Raw genomic sequence first — 18,654 nt, forward strand, 5'->3', positions numbered from 1 at the left:
TGTTCTAATATCGATATTGCGACTAGTTCTGGTATCTCCATCCTCAAAAACTTGTTCTAATATAAGAATTGTGACTAGTTCTGCAGTCTACTCCTCAGAAAGTGGTCATTATACCGGTGAAAGTAATTTTAGATCATCTATAAAATCAGTGCATACAACGATTCTTAAAATGAAAAAGGCGCGGATCAGCATCCGCGCCTTTTTCTTATTCAACTTGTTTCAGTAATTTGGGAGCAGAAGCATAAATGGCTAAGGCCCCCAGTGGAGCTGTCAGTATGATAGACAGGACAGCAAAAGCTAGAATAGTTTCACCGTGCTCGACACCCAAAGCTAAAGGCATGGCTCCGATAGCTGCCTGAACGGTGGCTTTAGGCGTGTAGGCGATCATACAGAATACACGCTCTTTAACATTCAGCTCACTCTTCCAGGTGGCCAGCCAGACTCCCAGACTGCGAGCCGCCAGACCAATCAATATAATCAATACACCAGTCAGCCCGGCATCTAATGCTACGTTAATATTGACCTCTGATCCTACCAGTGCAAATAACAGAATCTGCAGGAATACCCATAAGCCTCCTAACGCAAGCGAAAATTCTTTGGATTGTGTCGGTATTTTCTCAAGCAATAGAAAGCCGATCGTCATGACACCTAGTAAGCTCGCTATCCCTATATGCTCGCCCCACTCTACAAAAAGGATGGATACCCCAAGCAACAGCACCAGCTTTTCGACATACTTTTTATGCATCAGCCTGAAGATAAAGACAATGCCTAGAGCTAGAACTGCTCCGAGCAGTACTCCTCCTATTATACTGGCCGGTATGCTTATAATATCAAAGGCCAACGAACTCTCTCGAGCTTCTGTTCCCAGCCCAAGAAAAAAGGTGAAAAATGTGATGGCAATGACGTCATCAATCGATGTTCCAGCTAACAGCAGCGTGGGGATCTGTTTATCTTCACCAAGTCTTTTATCTTTTAGGTCCAGCATGCTGGGCACCACCACCGCTGGCGATACAGCAGCAATAATAAAGCCAAGCATCCCCGCTTCAGCAAGTGAAAATTCCAACAGATAGTAAGTCAGTCCCATGACCGTTATCCCTTCCATAATACAGGGAATACTGCTCATTTTAAGCGCAATGGTCCCTACACGCTTTATCTGGTCTTTTTTTATGCCTAAGCCGGCTCTCAAAAGAATAATGATCAAAGCAAACGTCCGAATGTCCTGCGAGACTAGCAGCAAATCGGAATCGAGCCAGTCAAGTACGTATGGTCCGGTCAATACTCCGATAAATAGCATCCCGATAAGTGGCGGTAGTTTTAACTTTGAAGCCAGTTTTCCTCCTATGTATCCTAATAACAAAATCAGTCCTAGTCCTGTCAACATTTCCCTATCTTCTTTCTCTATGGTTTTTTTAATCAAAAAGACAGCGCGGTAGCTCCGGCTGCCTTTTTACTCTATCACGGATCAATGTATCGTGCCACCTATTTCCTTAACATCTTCTTTTCCGTATCTTTCAATGATCGCTTCGATCCCGGCTTCAAGACCCGATACAATATCCACCAGATTCATCGAAGGCTGGTTTGGTTTATCCACCACTTGTTCAGGGATAAACGGACAGTGAATGAAACCGCCTGTTTTATCCGGGTAGTTTTTGTCGATTATATATAAGATCTGATACATGATATGGTTACATACAAATGTGCCAGCTGAATTTGAGATACTTGCCGGGATCTTTGCTTCTTTCATTTTTTCCACCATTGCCTTGATGGGCAGAGAGCTAAAATAAGCATCTGGTCCGTCTTCTTTTATTTTTTCATCAATGGGCTGTTTATGTTCATTGTCAGGTATGCCGGCATCATCGACATTGATCGCCACACGTTCGGGAGTGATGCCGTAACGTCCGCCTGCTTGTCCAATACAGAGGATAACGTCGGGATCGACTTGCCGGACCTTTTCTTCAAGTACTTCTGCAGCCAGATGGAAAACAGTAGGGATTTCCATCTTCACTATTTCTGCACCCATGATTGAATCCGGCAGCCGTTTCACCGCTTCATACGCCGGGTTGATTTTCTCTCCTCCAAAAGGATCAAAACCGCTGATCAGAATTTTCACTTTTATCTTCCTTTCAGATTTATTTGTTGATAATGGAACATCGCTATCTATTTTATGGGACCTAATCTTCACTTTTACTCGTCAACTATTATTGGGCTCTACTCTTACTATTCTTTTTACTGGTTGTTTTTATGATACACTATTTTTTTCTCTCTGTAAGTCATTTTTAAATATAAGTAAAAAGGCACGCCACTCTATATCGTTTGAGTGACCTGCCTTTCCTTACTACATTAGTTTAAAGATTCGACTGTATAGCTGGTATCCGCTAATGCTTCTTCCAGCTGCGCTTTGGTCAGTTCCTGAGATGACTCAAGTGTTGCCTGCTTCTCATCCAGATCGATCTTAACGTCTGAAACACCATCGATTTGTGAGAGTGCTGCCTTTACGGAATTTGCACACCCGTTGCAGCTCATTCCTGCTACTTTTGCCTGATAATTCATAGTCTATCTCTCCTTCATTATTTTATTTATCACTGACTGTTTCAGCCAGTGTGGGTTTAAAGTTTTTCAAACGCAAAGCGTTGAGCAATACTGAAACCGAACTGAAACTCATTGCTGCCGCGGCAAAGGCCGGGTTCAGCAGAGGCCCGCCAAGCAGATACAAGCCGCCCATGGCGATAGGGATACCGACCACATTATAGGCAAAGGCCCAGAACAGATTCTGCTTGATGTTTTTCAGCGTGTCTTTACTCAATTCGATCGCTGTTAATACTTCTTTGATATCACTGCGCATCAGGACAACGTCTGCAGACTCCACAGCGACGTCCGTTCCCGATCCTATAGCTATGCCGATATCTGCCTGTGCCAAAGCCGGTGCATCATTGATCCCGTCACCGACCATGGCGACTTTTTTGCCTTCCTGCTGAAGTTTCTTCACTTCGTTGGCTTTGTCTTCCGGCAAGACATCACTCAGGACACGGTCGATTCCAGCTTGTCTGGCAACGGCATTGGCTGTCCGGGTATTGTCACCTGTGATCATCGCGATCTCGATCCCTTGTTTGTGCAGCGCTTCGATCGTTTCCACGCTGTTTTCTTTCAGAGTATCGGCTACGGCAATGATGCCTTCAACCGTATCGTTTATGGCTAGATACATCGGCGTTTTCCCTTCATCCGCCAGCTGGTTGGCTTTCGATTCCAGTTCAGCAACAGAGAAACCTTGTTCAGTCATCAGTTTTTTATTACCGAAATAAAGGGTAGCTGTGCCAACTTCTGCAAGCAGTCCCTGACCCGGGATCGCTTCAAAATGGGAGACATCGGTGAATGTCAGTTTGTCTTGTTCAGCCTGTTTGACAATCGCTTCGCCGAGCGGGTGCTCACTGCCTTTTTCAGCAGAAGCGGCCATCTGCAGCAAGGTTGCTTTTTCAAAACTTGACTGTTCTCTTACAACGATATCTGTGACGACGGGTTTCCCTTCTGTCAGTGTACCGGTTTTATCAAACACGATGGTATCGACATTATGGATCGTTTCAAGAGCATCTCCACTTTTGATCAGGACACCGTGTTCAGCGCCTTTACCTGTTCCGACCATGATCGCGGTCGGAGTAGCCAGTCCTAAAGCACATGGACAGGCGATGACCAGCACAGATATCAATATTGTGAGCGCAAAGAGAAAACTCTGACCGGCGATCAGCCAGACTAAGCCGGACACCAGGGCAAGCCCCATCACGATCGGAACAAAGTAGCCTGTAATAATGTCCGCCAGCTTGGCGATCGGTGCTTTTGACCCCTGCGCTTCTTCAACAAGTTTGATGATCTGAGAAAGGGTCGTATCCTTGCCGACTTTAGTTGCACGGTAATCGATCGAGCCATTCTTGTTCATGCTGGCTCCGATGATCGGGTCCCCTGTTTCTTTTGCAATCGGCATGCTTTCTCCCGTAAGCATTGATTCATCCACAGCTGTACGCCCTTTGACGATGATTCCGTCTACCGGCATTTTTTCACCTGGACGTACACGGATGACATCACCGGGCGAGACTTCTTCGATCGCCACTTCTTCTTCCTGACCGTCATGGATGATGCGCGCTGTTTTCGGTGCCAGGTCCATCAGTTTCTGAATGGCTTCCGACATGCGGCCTTTTGAGCGCTCCTCCAGATATTTACCTAGGGTATGGAAAGCCAGGATAACTGCTGAGGTCTCATAATAAAGCATCATAGCTAAGTCAGCATTGTTAAAGAGAATGGCATAGGTAGCAGCCAGACTGTAAATAAATGCAGCAGATGTCCCTAAAGCGATCAGAGAGTTCATATTGGGATGTCCTTTAGACAGGGTCTTGAAGCCCTGCTCGAAATATGTCTTTCCCGTCCAGACGACCGGCAGGGTCAGTGCTAACTGCAAGAGTGCATGGTTGCCCGGGTTCTGCATATGATCGATCACTGAAGGAAGCTCCAGTCCTACCATCGGCCCCATGGATATGATCAGCAGGGGGATGGTAAATGCCGCTGAAAGGATCGTACGTTTCTTATACATTTCTTCTTTAGACAGTTTCTCCGCTTCATCCGGACCGGTCATTTCAACCTGCTCCTCTTCTTGAGGGATAGCTTTATAACCAGAACCTGAAACAGCATCGGATATATCTCTTACTGAAAGTACCAGCGGATTATAGGTCACCGACATTTTTTCTGAAGCCAGATTGACCGATGCTTTTTCCATGCCGTTGAGTTTAGCTGCCGTTTTTTCTACTGTTGATGAACATGACGCACACGTCATGCCTTCGACATCAAAGGTTTTCGTCACGTATTGCGGCATGACCATTTTATATCCGGTCGCATCAATCTGTCTTTCCAGTTCTTCCGGATCAAAGGCGCCTTCTTCCACTTTGATGTTCAGTTTTTCTGAGGCTAGATTGACTGACGCGTCAGTCACACCGGCTAATTTCTGGGCCGTTTTTTCTACTGTAGCGGCGCATGAAGCACACGTCATGCCCTCAATAGGATATGATTTAGTTTCCAATTAATATTTCCTCCTTAATGTACACAGGAACATTGTCCAGGCGTACACGTGCATTTAACTTCTTTCGGAGCATCTGCTTTTTTCTTTTCAATAAGTGCTTCCAGGCGTTCCAAGTCGCTTTTGCTGACGACACTTTTCTCCAGGATCGTCTCTACACTGCGGCCGACCTTTGTATCACACATCTGATCGAGTAGATCATCTATGGATTCGTCGATACTTTCTTTTTCAGAGACTAAAGGACTGTATTCGTACTTCCGTCCTTTTTGTTCTGTTGAAAGCAGGCCTTTTTTCACCAGACGGCCAATAAGCGTTTTGGTCGTAGCCAGTTTCCACTCTTTTTTTTCTTTTAAGATGTCGTTGATTTCTTTACTCGTAATCGGATGCGTCGTCCAGACGACGCGCATGATTTCCCATTCGGATGGCGAAATCTGATTCTCATGCATATGATCTTCTCCTTTTGTTTACATTAGTAAACGTTAAACTCTTTATATAGTTTACAACTGTAAACGTAAAATGTCAACAAAAAAACTATTCTTTCTGAAAAATTCAGTAAAGAATAGCCGTTTGGTATATTAAATCTTTATTCTATTAGATCATCACTTTAACTAGTGGCCCTGGGCTTCGTCCTCATTTGTCATACAGCTCAACTTGAGTCATATTCTGCGAAACAAGTTCCTTGAACTGTCTCATGTGAGCCTCAGTCTGAAAAAAACGTTTTGGTAAGACGAGGGCTTTATTCTTAGACAAATACAGCAGAAATATCTCTTTATGTTCCCGGGCTTTCAAAAAATCATCCCATTCGTACTGACTCCTCGATTGCCTGACATGCTGAATGACACTATCTCTGTTAAACGTGTAACTGATCTTTTGTTTGATCAGCTGGTCACTTTTATATTCTTTAACAGCTAAATGTTTGCGCAGTCTTTTAGCAAAGTAATATAACAAGCTTGATAATAAAAGAGACGGTATCCCTGCAATCAGGATGATCAATAGGACATCACCTGACATAGGGGTCTGAAAAACAAAGAAAAGGATGATAAAGCAGAAGACAAAATATATTTTCAGTATATTTTTTAAATGATAGTGATTGTACTTGATAAAATCTTCCAAGGTGAGTTTCCCGGAAATGTGTACACTTTCTTCTGTTGCCAAAATTTTCTCTCCTTCAGTTTGTCCATGCGTTCTGTATAGATCAACTCTGTTTTCACTAGCTTGGTTATTCCACGATTCCTGATAAGATTATTCTGATGTTTCGCTTTTAGTCAGATCTTTAGCGGCAATACGCATTGGATCGATAAAAGGAACAGTTAGGTCCTTTGACTTTAAGACCAACTCCACTTCTGTACATCCACCAACGATCAACTCACACTGTTCTTCATCAATCAAACGTTCAGCCACTTCAAGCAGGAGCTGTTTGGGTTCTTGGCCTGTGTTCCCCTGTTTAATCCCAATATCGCCGTAAATCGCCTGCATCACCTTTTTCTCCTGTTCAAAGGCATTGGGATATACGATTTCTTTATCTTTGAGATACTGCTGAAACAACCCGGTCTCTTTTGTCGCACTCGTCGATAATACGCCTATTTTCTTTACGTCTGGATATTCCTCATCTATATAGCTGTTTAACCCTTTCAGCACATGGTGAAGCGGGATATCGATCTCTTTTTGAATAGCTTCATAAAAGTAATGTGCAGTCACACATGGCATGACTGCTACTGTTGCTCCCGCAGCTTGTAGATTTTTTGCTGTCATGACCATTTCTTCAACTGGAGAAGGGCCGTTATTTAATATAGCTGCTGTCCGATCAGGAATCTTGGGGTTACTATCGATAATGGTCCGAAAATGATCCTGGTCTTTTGATACATGTGTTTCTTTAATGACTTTGTAAAAGAAACTGGCCGTAGCTTCCGGTCCCATCCCACCTAAGATACCAATGATACGTTCGTTATTTTCCATAATATCCCTCCCTATGTGTTGTTTTCTCCTGAGTATCCACTTGTTTTTTATGATTTTACACAAAGTGAGTCAGGGTATTCCTTTCATTTATATATCTATTAGAGCTGCTCAATTAAACTGCTGGCTAGGACAGCCGTTTGTGATCAGTAAATAACAAGAATGTTTCTTTATCAGATTTGGCTGATAACTGAAAATCCTGCTGATAGTCTTCGTGCCCTTTCCCTGATAGAACAATCAGAGTAGGCTCTGTGGCTTCTTCTACTAGTTGAGAAACAGCGAGCGTCCGGTCCAGGATAACACTTACTTTATCAGTTATGTCTCTTTCCCGAAAACGGTTATACTCCTTTTCCATCTCCTCCACACTGACACCATTCAGATCATCCAGAGTCAGAACGATTTCATCACTGTACTGTTTAGATACTTCCAGCATTTTTTCTCTTTTTGAAATATCACGATTACCTCTGAATCCAAACAGATGCACCAGTCTATAGTCGGAATACAACTCTCTGATCGTAGGCAGAAGGGCTTGCAGTGCTTCTGCTGTATGTGCATAGTCCACTATCCCACTTACCCGATCAGAGAGCTCATAAACTTCAAAGCGTCCAGGTATCACATCCATATCTTTCATCAGCTCTGATACATTCGTGAGATCATGCTGCAAATCACTTAAAACAGTCAGTGCCAAAGATAAATTTGCGAGATTATATTTTCCAGGCAGCGGTAGACTGATTTCATAAGTTCTGTCCCCGATGACACATATTCCTCTCGAGGAATTTTCTAATCGATAACGCGTAAACTGATCGTCTTCTCCTACAGTAATAACCGTCTTCTCTTCATCCACCAGCAGGTTTGTAAGCTTCTTTCCCCACTTACTCTCTTCATTTATGACTGCTTTTCCCGAACTTTTCAATAAATCGAATAACTTCTTTTTTGCTAAAAAGTACTCATCCATAGAATTGTGATAATCTAAATGATCATGCTGCAAATTAGTGAACAGTGCATAATCAAATGTCATGCCTTCCATACGGAACTGCTCAAGCCCCTGAGAAGATACTTCTATGACAGCAACTTGATCCTCCGATTCAGCCAGTGCTTTTTGAATCATTAAAGAATTGGGTGTTGTCAGATTACTCTTTGAGCGTTCATTATTCACTTCATTAAATACTGTACCGAAAAAAGAAACACTGTAGCCTTCCTTTCTCAACAAATGTCTTAAAAACAGACCAGTGGTTGTTTTTCCATTTGTCCCCGTCACTCCAATAACCAATTTATCCTCTGAAGGGTACTCGTAAAAACTGGCAGCCAGTTGTCCTAATATTTTTCTAGTGTTGTTCACATGTACATACGGAATCGTTTCTTGTTCGATGGGGCGTTGTCCAACAACGACACTGGCCCCTCTTTCTGCTGCTTCAGAAATAAATTTATGACCATCAGTTTTAAATCCCTGTATAGCGACAAATATATAGCCTTCTTGAACTTCTGAGGACTTATCGGTGATCCCCTTGATCTCAATTGTATCCGAAACAGTTTCCACATACAGCTCTGGTATGTTTCTGATTAATCTTCTCCATTCCACTATAATATCTCCTCGTAATTATTGGATTGCATTCGTTATACCTGCACTGCACTCTAGGGATGCATGGATCGCCTCACTGGGCAGTTGAAATTTCTTTCCATCTGGGGACGCTGTTAATCGTTTCATGGATAAAAAATTTACCGTTTCCTGCATCTTTCCCCAGATCTTCCAGGGCATCGACATCATTAAAATGCCACCATTCAGAAGCAAGGGGATTAAACCCCGCTTCGACCATATAATCCTGGAGTTTAAGTGCAGGCTGCGTCATTTCCGGATTAATTTCCAGTTTTTTCCAGCCTTCACGGTCGGCTGAGGCGATCGGTCTATTAAACACAGCTGACTCATCGCTTAATTCATGTATCGGGGTATGCATGGTGTATTCCTTAAACTCTTTAACTTTCAGCGCTTTAAAATCTCCGATCGTCTGATCTGTCAATTCTTCCACTTCAGCAAGGCTGACGTCTAATGATAATCCGCGCTGGTGATTTGACACATTCATATTTATGAACCAGGTGATACTCCAAGGCTCACCAGTGATCCCTTCAGCTACTTCCTCATTTTCTTCGGCCAGCTTCTCCATCGACTCATTGACGAGCAGCTGAAGTTCTCTCGGTCGGAATGTTTCATATATGACGAGAGTATCTCCATTCTGGAGGGCAAGTTGCTGAGCATGAAAAACTTTTTTAGCCGTCTGATAAAGGATAGGCATAACATACTCTTCTTTTTCCAGTCGTTTATTATAATCGACCATTGGATTCAATGGTTCCCCCGTTAATTCAGGGATATCCATATAAGAGGTCTGAAAACGCGACGCGTAACTGTTAGTATGATTGTAGAGAATGGATGGTACGACATCCGGCAAATTAATAAAAGCAAAGCGATGTTCGATCCATCCTTTAAAAGATTCAGATTCTATAGACCAGTATTTTCCGCTTTCACCTTTTATCTCAAAGGGGGTCCCCGGTTTTAATTCCTGAAGAACTTTTGCATCAGCTTCAGGCTCTTCAAATAATGGCTGTGTCACTGACGTATATCCTGCGGCGCCGATAATAGGCAGTTCAAACGGTCCATCGAGGTGCCACATTGGCAGCTCATGCTCTACATTCGTATTTACCTCTTCATTCGAATCGCCGTCTTCAGTCTGTCCTAATGGAGTTTCACTGCCTTGTCTGCTCGGATCGTCCGCAGGTGTTCGCTGTAAGTATAGGACTATACTTACAATCACGATCGAAAAGAGCAGTATGATGATCAAGCCATTTAAGAACGGTTTCTGTTTCTTCAAAATCAAAGCTCCTTTTTCTGATATACCACTAGTCTAGTCTATATATATTTTATCTTTACACAGTATAAGACCTTGGATGCTTCAGGTCAAAACATCTTCAATGCATAAAGGAATATCAGATGCAGAGGATAGAACCAGTAGAAAGCCCACTTCGTGAACCAGGTTCTTTTCCCCGGTTTTCTATTGTAATAATAAAAGAACGGCAATGCCAGCAGACTCCCGAAACGGTACGTGACTTCGGTCCCATACTGCTGCAGACCCGGTATGATATAGAATAACACTGTAATGACAACGAATCCTGTAAGCTTAAAGCCCATTCGCTCTCTGAACAAACCGAAGTTCAATACCCAAAGCACAGCAATATAATTCCAGTTTGCCGGGGCGGCAAGAATCAGGCTCGCTCCCACTATCAGGACTTTCCATATATCAGAAAGTTCGTCGTTCGTTGCTGCTGTCAGGGCAATCAGTCCCATCAGTAGAGACCAGAAGACACTGGTTGCCTGAAAAAAACCAAAACCAAAATATACAATATACGGTATATGGGAGATAAGCGCAAAGATAAACAGCCGTTTTGCGTAAGCTAGTTTATCTGACGTATAGTAATGACCTTCTGCCACGAGATAGGCGATCAACGGAGCTGCCAGCCGTCCAAACAAATGGAGTCCCCAGCTGGTCGCTGTTCCTTCTTCGGTAATCACCCGGGAGAAATGGTCGACAAACATAGAGGTGACCGCAACGATTTTAATCACATTGGCATTAAAGCCGATATTTTTGATGTTTGTAGTCGAGAATGGCTTTTCCATCGTATCACTCCAATACTTTGAGTCAATAAGTTAACTGTCACCTAAAAATGATTCGTCGATCCCGGCCACGCGTTCGCCAAGAGGAGCCAGTACTTCTTCAGCATTTAGATCCGGACGTTTGTCAACGAGCTGATTCAGGATATATTTCGCTCCAAAGTCCATCCCCTGTGCCCCGCCGATGAGAACGACATCTCCTGCTTCGACTTGATCGAGACTAGATTCCAAAGCATCCGGCATTTCTTTATGCAGTTCGATCTCCACGCCGACTTTGTCCATCTCTTCTTTGAATGCCTCCAGTTCTTCCGGCAGGACATCATCTTTATCGATAACATGTGATTCACTCAGTGATACAATCACTTTTTCAAGACCTAATTTAGGCGCCCACTTTGCGAGAGTCTCCGCATTTTCACGGTTTGTTGTCACACCGCGGCTGCCTCTGATGGCATAGACGATATGCAGTTTTTTATAATCCATTTTCATCAACGTTTCCAAAGTGACTTCGATATTCCCTGCATTTGCAAAATGGTCGTCTACTATTTTAAAATCCTTCTCATAGATAAACTGGAAGCGACGTTCCACACCTTTGAAACTTTCGATGCCAGACTGGATCGTTTGGATATCTACTCCGCTGATCAAACCAATGGTTATGGCAGCCATCGCATTATAGACTGAATGGTAGCCAGCCACAGACAAGTGGATGTCAAATGCTGTTTTTTCAACAGTATCGCCATTGATCGTTTTAAAGGGTTTGTTGATCTCTACAGTAAAATTCCCTCTGCCAGTAGACAAATCAATGTCCCTGCACTGAAGAAAGCCTGATGTATCTTCAATACCGTAAGTAACGACAGATGCTGCCGTTTCAGTGGTCAGTGAAGCAGAATGCGCATCATCCAGATTCAATACTGCAAACTGATCTGATCTGGCCTCGCGTACCAGACTTGCTTTGGCATTAAAATATTCTTCGAATGAGCCATGTAGATCGATGTGTTCACGACTGATGTTATTCAGTGCTACGATATCAAACGAAACACTACCGACTCGGCTTAATTCCAGTGCGGAAGAAGAGACTTCCATTGTGACATGTGAAATATTCTCCTTACGCATTCTGTCAAAATACCCGTGCAGATCCAGTGATTCCGGTGTAGTCAAAATACTCGGAACCAGTGTATCTCCATATTTCACCATGACTGTCCCGATCAGACCCGTCTTCCAGTTGTTTGCCTCTAAAATGGCATTCGTCATGAAGGACGTCGACGTTTTTCCGTTGGTGGCTGTGATGCCCACGAGTGTCATATCTTTGGATGGATGACCATAATACTGATCGCCTAATGCGGCAAGTGCTTTCCGGCTATCTTCCACACGGTACTGCGGCACAGCGATCTCTGGAAGGAATTCCTCGACGATCAAGGCCACAGCCCCTCTATTTACAGCATCCTCTGCATACTGATGCCCATCTGTCTTATAACCTCTGATACACACGAACAACGAATCCCCCTGTACCTTGCTGGAATGATACGCGATCGTGCTGATTTCACTATTTTTTTCGTTCTTTGATTCTAATACATTTATAGCTGTGAGTAGCTCAGATAATTGCATAAGCTCGGTTCTCCTCTTTTAAGACATTCACTCAATACAAGAAAATCTCTTTTTATTTTCTTTTCACTATCTTATTTTTGACTTTATTAGCTAGACCACCGACATAGTGCAGGCCGGGTTTAGGATCACTGGCTGACCAGATCGATCCGACTCTTTTTTCCGTATAAGTTTTCAGGATGTTTTTCCACGTCAGCTGACCAGATTTTACGTACGCACGGGACGCATGCAGATCTTCATACATATAATGAAAAGCCAGATTGGTCGTTTCCGTTAAGCTGTCCTGTCCGATTTCCTGACCTGTCAGTTCTTTATAGGCTAAAAGTGGCATATTGAACCCCAGTTCTGTCAGCATCTGGTTAAAATTCGTGGTCCGGACATTGATCTCGATCAGGAAATATTCACCGGTCTGCTCATCTTTCTTGAACTCGATTTCTGCAAATCCTTTATAGCCGATCGCCTCCAGGAAAGGGGCCCCGATCTCATGAAGTTCCGGTACATATTTCTGCTTGATGTAAACAGACGCACCGAAGTTGATCGGATACTGGCGTTCTTTTTGAGCCGTCACCCAATGCGTTACTTTAGAATCCTGATTCAAGTAGGCATCAAAGGTATACATATGATCATCAAACCCCTGCACCAGTTGCTGGACGACTACTTCGATACCGGCGTCTTTCGCTTTTTTCAAGCCTTCTTCCAGTTCATCCCGGTTCGTCACTTTGAAAAGTTTCTTGCGGAAGGTAGAGACAAAAGTCGAAGAATCAGACGGTTTGATGATACAGGGATAGCCCAGTTCCTGTTCGACTCTTTCAATGACATCGTTCTGTTTGACCTGAATCGTTTTCGGCACGCGAACGTTGTGTTGTTGAGCCAAGACATACAGCTTGTCTTTATCGATCAGATCGCTCCAGAAGCCCTGTTCAGTCTGATTGATCAGATAAACCTCTTTCAGTTCATCCAAGTACGTGTCGATAAATTCCACATACGGATCCGCAGTGGGGTACAGGACAGGTTTATAGTCCTGATTTTTAGCATAGCCGATAAGGAAGTCTTTAAATTTTTCCGCTTCTTTACTGTAATGCGGTCCTATCAGTTTTTCAGTCACATACTTGGACTGACGGGCATAGGCCCCTTCCTCCTGATAGTCTACAACAGCGACCGGGACGCCATGTTTCCCAAGGCTCCTGATAATGCTCAGTCCGATATAATAATTATTGCCCAGTACGACTGCTTTATGTTTGGTTTCCATTCTTTACTCACTCTTTCCATTGCTTTGCTGACTGTCTGTACAGCATAAGCGGTATATCGTTTCAGCATAGATATCCATTGCCTTGTAAAATTCATCCAGATTTATACCCTCATTCTCCTGATGCTCTAGACTGATGCTTCCAGGGAAATGGGCACCGAACGCAACCATGTTCGGCATCGCACGTGCATAAGTGGCTCCGCCGGATACCATCGGCTTGTTTTCTGTGTCTCCTGTTTTTTCCTGGTAAATCGCCAGCAGTGACTGGACCAGCTCGCTGTCTTCAGGCACATACAAAGAGTCCAGGAAATCATGTTCTTTGTATTCCAGTCCATATTCGCTGCTTACATTTTTTACTTTTTCTACGATGTCTTCTTTGTCATAAGTCACAGGGATCCTGATGTCCAGCATGGCTTCAGACGTATTTTCACTGATTTCCAGAGTGCCGACATTTAAAGTCAGTTCGCCTGACACTTCGTCTTTCACTTCACCGAACAGCGTTTCACCATTGGTTTCCATACCGATTTTCTCAGCTAAAAATGAAATCAGCGGGTGAGGCTGCAAGTCGACCAGACCCTGCGCCAGACGCGTCACGGCATTTTTCCCTTCACCGGCCTTGCTTGCATGCACACTTTTTCCTTCAACAACGATACCTTCTTCTGACTGATGATACGGAATGTCTTTGTCAGTCAGGATACGGCTCAGTTCTTCCAGGTGTCCGCCTTTGTATTCGGCCCGTTCCGGAACGACGTTAGGCGCACTTCCACACTGCAGTTTCAGTTTAGACGTCCCCGGTCCAACGACTCTGGCCTGGAGCAGACCTTTTTCAGCATAAGTGAGCGGGAATCTGGAATCCGGAACAAATCCGAGATCTGGGAAGTCTTCATGCTCTTTGTAATGATCCATACCGCGCCAAAGGATCTCTTCATCTGTACCGAAAATGAAACGAATTTTTTTATTAAAGGTTTTGCCGGCATCGACCACTGCTTTGAACGCATAAAGCGCCGCAACAGTAGGGCCTTTATCATCCTGTGAGCCACGTCCATAAAGTACGCCGTCACGTTCGACTCCTTTAAATGGATCGGATTTCCATTTCTCTGTATCGCCTTCCGGGACGACATCCAAGTGACAGAGGACGCCGACGGTTTCTTCGCCACTTCCATATTCTGCATAACCATAAAAGCCTTCTGGATCATAAAAAGTATCCATACCCAATTTGTCACAGATAGCCAGCGTTTCTTTCAACGCCCGGTCTATTTCTTTGCCGAACGGCGGATAAGTCTCCTCTGTCTCCTGACTTGTATTCACCGAAGGGATGCCGATCAGTTTCTTCAATATTTGCAGGCTTTCACTTTTTATCGAATCTGTCAGATAATTTTCCATTGGTATGCTCCTCGTTTGTTCTATTTAAAATAGAACCTTTTTATTTGTCTTCTTGTTCATCACGTTACTTGATATGAGAAAAAAGTCAACTATTCCCATACTTTTTTCGGAAAAACTAATTTCTTCTATTATACCGTATAATTGTTTATCATTCTTTACGAATCCACTACGATTTTACCACTTCTCTCCTTTATTGCAGTTGCTAATACCTAAGTCTGGATCTGTCTGTCTGCTTCACTGCTGCTCATCCGTTTACATCCTGACCGATCGTCTTTCACTTTCTTTTGTAAAAGTTAAATTTAAGCTTGTTTTTATATTCAATAAAGCTATAATTATCAGGTAATTACAAATTTATGCATCTGCCTTATTTTTTTGTCAGGCAGTGACACTTTGTCATAATATGTTCAGATACACAGGAGTGATCACATGAAAAAAGATATGACCCACGGCAATCCGATCAAACTGATCCTTGGTTTTACCGTTCCTTTATTGATAGGGAACTTATTTCAGCAGCTCTACAATATGGCAGACGCCTATATCGTCAGTCAGACCATAGGGGTAACAGCCTTTTCAGCTATCGGTTCTACTTCTAGTCTTCAATTTTTGATACTTGGTCTGGCTATAGGGATCACAGCCGGCTTATCCGTCATAACGGCCCAGCGCTTCGGTCGCAAAGATGAAAAAGCCCTGCGAAAAAACCTGTCCACCGGTTTGATCATCAGCCTGACGATCGGCATCACGCTGACCTTTTTGACCACCACCTTTACAGAAGAGATCTTGACCATCATGAAAACACCTGATGAGACCTATGCCTATGCTTATGACTACTTGAATGTCATGTTCCGAGGCATCGGTGCTGTCATTCTTTTTAACTACCTGGCTAACCTACTGCGCGCTTTAGGCGACAGTAAAACACCGCTGTACTTTTTGATTGTTACTTCTATTTTAAATATTGTTCTGGACTATGTCTACATTCTTGTCTTTGACCTGGGTATAAGAGGAGCAGCTTTAGCGACCATCACGGCTCAAATCGTCTCCAGTATTCTGACGCTCTGGTTCATATGGAAGAAAGTGCCGCTCCTGCGTATCCACAAAGAAGACTGGAAACTGGATAAAGCGGAATTCAAGGAACATTTACGCATCGGTCTGCCTTATGGCTTTCAGTATTCCATTATCGCCATAGGCTCCGTTGCCATCACGATGACGCTCAATCAGCTCGGCGCACCAGCTGTCGCTGCCTTTACTGCCGCTCAGAAAATCGATGCAGTCGCCATGCTTCCCCTACAGTCTTTCGGGATAACGATGTCGACTTATGCGGCTCAAAACTATGGGGCAAGGAAGCTGAACCGCGTCTGGTACGGGGTGGATCAGGCTTTGAAGATGAGTATTGGATACAGTATCGTTATTGGAATCGTCCTTATGATCTGGGGCAGAAACTTTGCCACTTTGTTTGTGGGTGCTGATGCCCCGGCTGAGATCCTTCAGATGATCCAGTACTATTTCCTAACAAACTCTTCCTTATATGCTGTTTTATCTGTCCTGTTCATCTACAGACACACTTTGCAGGGCCTTGGCAACAGTCTGGCTCCAACTGTTGCGGGCATCGGTGAACTGCTGGCTCGTGTATTGGCTGCCGGCTTCCTGTCTGTCCATCTGGGCTTTTTAGGGACCGTCATCGCCAACCCACTCGCCTGGTTTGCCGCTTTCGTTCCTCTGGTATGGGCTTATCGTGCGACCAAGCGTGATCTGTCCGGTAGAATGGCTGTCAGCATCGAAGCTGAACCGGAACTCACTTTGGACCAGCTGGATCCGTCACCCTCAAAAATCAAATAGGTGTTAAAGAGCATGGATCTCAGTGATCTGTGCTCTTTTTCTTTCTATTATTTTAACCATTCTCTCATTTTTCATATTTTGTCTACATTTTCAAAAATATCCTTTTAAATCAAGGAATGCCCCTGTTGAGCAAATGAAAACGGCTCCTATTTTCATGGTTTTTTCCGTTCACAAAACTGTCAAGTTTCCCTTCGTTTATGGGTTGTAATCAGATGTAATCTGCCTATACTTATCCAAAGACCTAAAAAATGAAACGTATTGAAAACACGTCATAAAAGACATTAACATTACAAAACGGAGGAATCATTTTATGAACCAGGATATGACCAAAGGTAGTCCCTTAAAACTCATTTTACTCTTCACTTTACCTTTAGTGATCGGAAATATATTACAGCAAATGTACCAGATGGCAGATACGTACATCGTCAGTCAGACACTAGGCGTTAATGCCTTCGCAGCCGTCGGATCTACACACAGCATCAACGTCCTTGTCTTAGGACTTGCCATCGGATTAACATCCGGTCTGTCAGTAATCACCGCCCAGCGTTTCGGCAAGAAAGACGAAAAAGCCATCCGCGAAAACCTGGCAGCCAGTGTGATCATCGCCGGTGCCGTGAGTGTTGTGCTGACTGTACTAGCTGTTTCATTCAGAAGAAACATTTTAGAATTCATGAACACACCGCACGAACTGATCGGCTTTGCGAGCGATTATCTGACCATGATGTTCATCGGCTTAAGCGGGATCGTCTTATTCAACCTAGTCTCAAACCTGCTGCGCGCCATCGGAAATACTAAAGCGCCGCTCGTCTTTCTGGCTATCGCATCCGTCTTGAACGTTGTTTTAGATTTAGCCTTCATTCTAGTGTTTGACATGGGCGTTGCCGGTGCCGGTTTAGCGACCGTCATTGCGCAGTTCATTTCCGGCCTGATCGGACTCGTCTACATCAAACGCAGTGTGCCGCTTTTCCGCATCCATAAAGAAGACTGGTCAGCCGGATTCAAACAGATCAAAGAACACTCGGCGATCGCTTTTCCGATGGGCTTCCAGACATCGCTTATCGCTATTGGTATGATCGTTGTTTCTATGACGTTAAATACACTAGGACCTGAAGCTGTTGCGGCAACGACCGCTGCACAGAAAATCGATTCTCTGGCAACCAAGCCTTTGATGGCAATCGGTGTGACCATGGCGACCTATACCGCTCAGAACTACGGTGCGGATAAACTTGACCGTGTCTGGGAAGGTGTTCAGAAAGTCCTGAAAGTTACCACCATCTATAGCGTTGTCGTCGGCGCCATCCTTATTTTCTTCGGCCAGTATTTCGCTCTGCTCTTTGTCGGACCTGAAAATACGGAGATCCTGGAAATGACTCGTCTGTACTTCATCACGAACTCAGCGTTTTATGTCCTGCTGTCATCACTGATCGTTCATCGTTATACGCTCCAAGGCTTAGGTAAAAGTACTGCCCCAACCCTTGCCGGCTTATTCGAACTCTTCGGCCGTGTCGGTGCCGTACTGCTCCTGTCAAAATCACTCGGCTTTGTCGGTGTCGGCTTATCGAACCCGATCGCCTGGGTCGGTGCACTGTTCCCGCTGCTTGGTTCGTATTATGCTTTGAAACGTCAGCTGACTGGTGGCAAAACAATCAGACCTTTCAGAAAACTGGCTAACGTCATCAAATAATCCGTTTAAAAGTCCCAGCTGTCTATGTGATGGTTGGGATTTTTTGTTGTTTTGTTGAAGTGGCGTTGATGTGGCGTTGATTCGACATACCCACAGTTATTTTTCTTAGAGTACGTCCATTGATCCCTTCATTCGACGTACTCGCGGCGTTTTTTGTCGAGTGCTGCTAATGACGCCTTCATTCGACGTACTCACGGTGTTTTGTGTCTGAGTGATGCCAATGATGCTCTCATTCGACGTAC

At 44.1% G+C, this 18,654-nt stretch carries 15 protein-coding genes; 2 read left to right on the top strand and 13 right to left on the bottom strand.

The window, feature by feature from the left end; all coding sequences use genetic code 11:
- Window positions 1-205 precede the first annotated feature (205 nt).
- The 13 genes from BMX84_RS11015 to BMX84_RS11075 form a co-directional block, all read right to left on the bottom strand.
- On the bottom strand, window positions 206-1,381 hold the full coding sequence (locus BMX84_RS11015; protein WP_091489708.1) for a cation:proton antiporter: 1,176 nt from the start codon (window positions 1,379-1,381) through the stop codon (window positions 206-208).
- Between the two features lie 81 nt (window positions 1,382-1,462).
- Window positions 1,463-2,110, bottom strand: a complete 648-nt coding sequence (pcp, locus tag BMX84_RS11020; protein WP_091489711.1) for a pyroglutamyl-peptidase I — start codon at window positions 2,108-2,110, stop codon at window positions 1,463-1,465.
- A gap of 230 nt (window positions 2,111-2,340) precedes the next feature.
- The gene (locus BMX84_RS11025; protein ID WP_091489713.1) at window positions 2,341-2,550 is read right to left on the bottom strand and encodes a heavy-metal-associated domain-containing protein; all 210 of its coding nucleotides are present in this window, start codon (window positions 2,548-2,550) and stop codon (window positions 2,341-2,343) included.
- 22 nt (window positions 2,551-2,572) lie between these two features.
- Entirely contained in the window at window positions 2,573-5,059 is a 2,487-nt protein-coding gene (locus BMX84_RS11030; protein ID WP_091489716.1) for a heavy metal translocating P-type ATPase, read from the bottom strand.
- Between the two features lie 14 nt (window positions 5,060-5,073).
- The gene (locus BMX84_RS11035) at window positions 5,074-5,502 is read right to left on the bottom strand and encodes a CopY/TcrY family copper transport repressor (RefSeq protein WP_091489717.1); all 429 of its coding nucleotides are present in this window, start codon (window positions 5,500-5,502) and stop codon (window positions 5,074-5,076) included.
- A gap of 184 nt (window positions 5,503-5,686) precedes the next feature.
- Window positions 5,687-6,211: a YcxB family protein gene (locus BMX84_RS11040; RefSeq protein ID WP_091489720.1), complete on the bottom strand. Its 525-nt coding sequence runs from the start codon at window positions 6,209-6,211 to the stop codon at window positions 5,687-5,689.
- Window positions 6,212-6,298: 87 nt separating this feature from the next.
- Window positions 6,299-7,012 carry a cysteate racemase gene (gene cuyB / locus BMX84_RS11045; protein WP_091489722.1) on the bottom strand — a complete coding sequence of 238 codons (714 nt, stop codon included), beginning with the start codon at window positions 7,010-7,012 and terminating at the stop codon, window positions 6,299-6,301.
- Between the two features lie 124 nt (window positions 7,013-7,136).
- Entirely contained in the window at window positions 7,137-8,588 is a 1,452-nt protein-coding gene (locus BMX84_RS11050; protein ID WP_177165556.1) for a UDP-N-acetylmuramoyl-L-alanyl-D-glutamate--2,6-diaminopimelate ligase, read from the bottom strand.
- A 73-nt stretch (window positions 8,589-8,661) separates the two neighbouring features.
- Entirely contained in the window at window positions 8,662-9,870 is a 1,209-nt protein-coding gene (locus BMX84_RS11055; protein WP_091489727.1) for a M15 family metallopeptidase, read from the bottom strand.
- An 86-nt stretch (window positions 9,871-9,956) separates the two neighbouring features.
- Window positions 9,957-10,673: a TraX family protein gene (locus tag BMX84_RS11060; protein WP_091489730.1), complete on the bottom strand. Its 717-nt coding sequence runs from the start codon at window positions 10,671-10,673 to the stop codon at window positions 9,957-9,959.
- A 30-nt stretch (window positions 10,674-10,703) separates the two neighbouring features.
- Window positions 10,704-12,269, bottom strand: coding sequence for a Mur ligase family protein (locus tag BMX84_RS11065; protein WP_091489732.1), 1,566 nt, complete (start codon window positions 12,267-12,269; stop codon window positions 10,704-10,706).
- Window positions 12,270-12,321: 52 nt separating this feature from the next.
- The gene (locus tag BMX84_RS11070; protein WP_091489735.1) at window positions 12,322-13,515 is read right to left on the bottom strand and encodes a carboxylate--amine ligase; all 1,194 of its coding nucleotides are present in this window, start codon (window positions 13,513-13,515) and stop codon (window positions 12,322-12,324) included.
- 3 nt (window positions 13,516-13,518) lie between these two features.
- A complete protein-coding gene (locus BMX84_RS11075; protein WP_091489738.1) occupies window positions 13,519-14,895 on the bottom strand; it encodes a M20 family metallopeptidase in 1,377 nt (458 codons plus the stop codon).
- A gap of 426 nt (window positions 14,896-15,321) precedes the next feature.
- Between BMX84_RS11075 and BMX84_RS11080 the strand changes: the two genes are divergently transcribed.
- Together BMX84_RS11080 and BMX84_RS11085 are read left to right on the top strand one after the other, a co-directional pair.
- Window positions 15,322-16,728 carry an MATE family efflux transporter gene (locus BMX84_RS11080; protein ID WP_091489740.1) on the top strand — a complete coding sequence of 469 codons (1,407 nt, stop codon included), beginning with the start codon at window positions 15,322-15,324 and terminating at the stop codon, window positions 16,726-16,728.
- Between the two features lie 310 nt (window positions 16,729-17,038).
- Window positions 17,039-18,412, top strand: a complete 1,374-nt coding sequence (locus BMX84_RS11085) for an MATE family efflux transporter (RefSeq protein ID WP_091489743.1) — start codon at window positions 17,039-17,041, stop codon at window positions 18,410-18,412.
- Window positions 18,413-18,654 lie beyond the last annotated feature (242 nt).

Source organism: Alkalibacterium putridalgicola, from assembly GCF_900109825.1.
Lineage (GTDB): Bacteria > Bacillota > Bacilli > Lactobacillales > Carnobacteriaceae_A > Alkalibacterium > Alkalibacterium putridalgicola.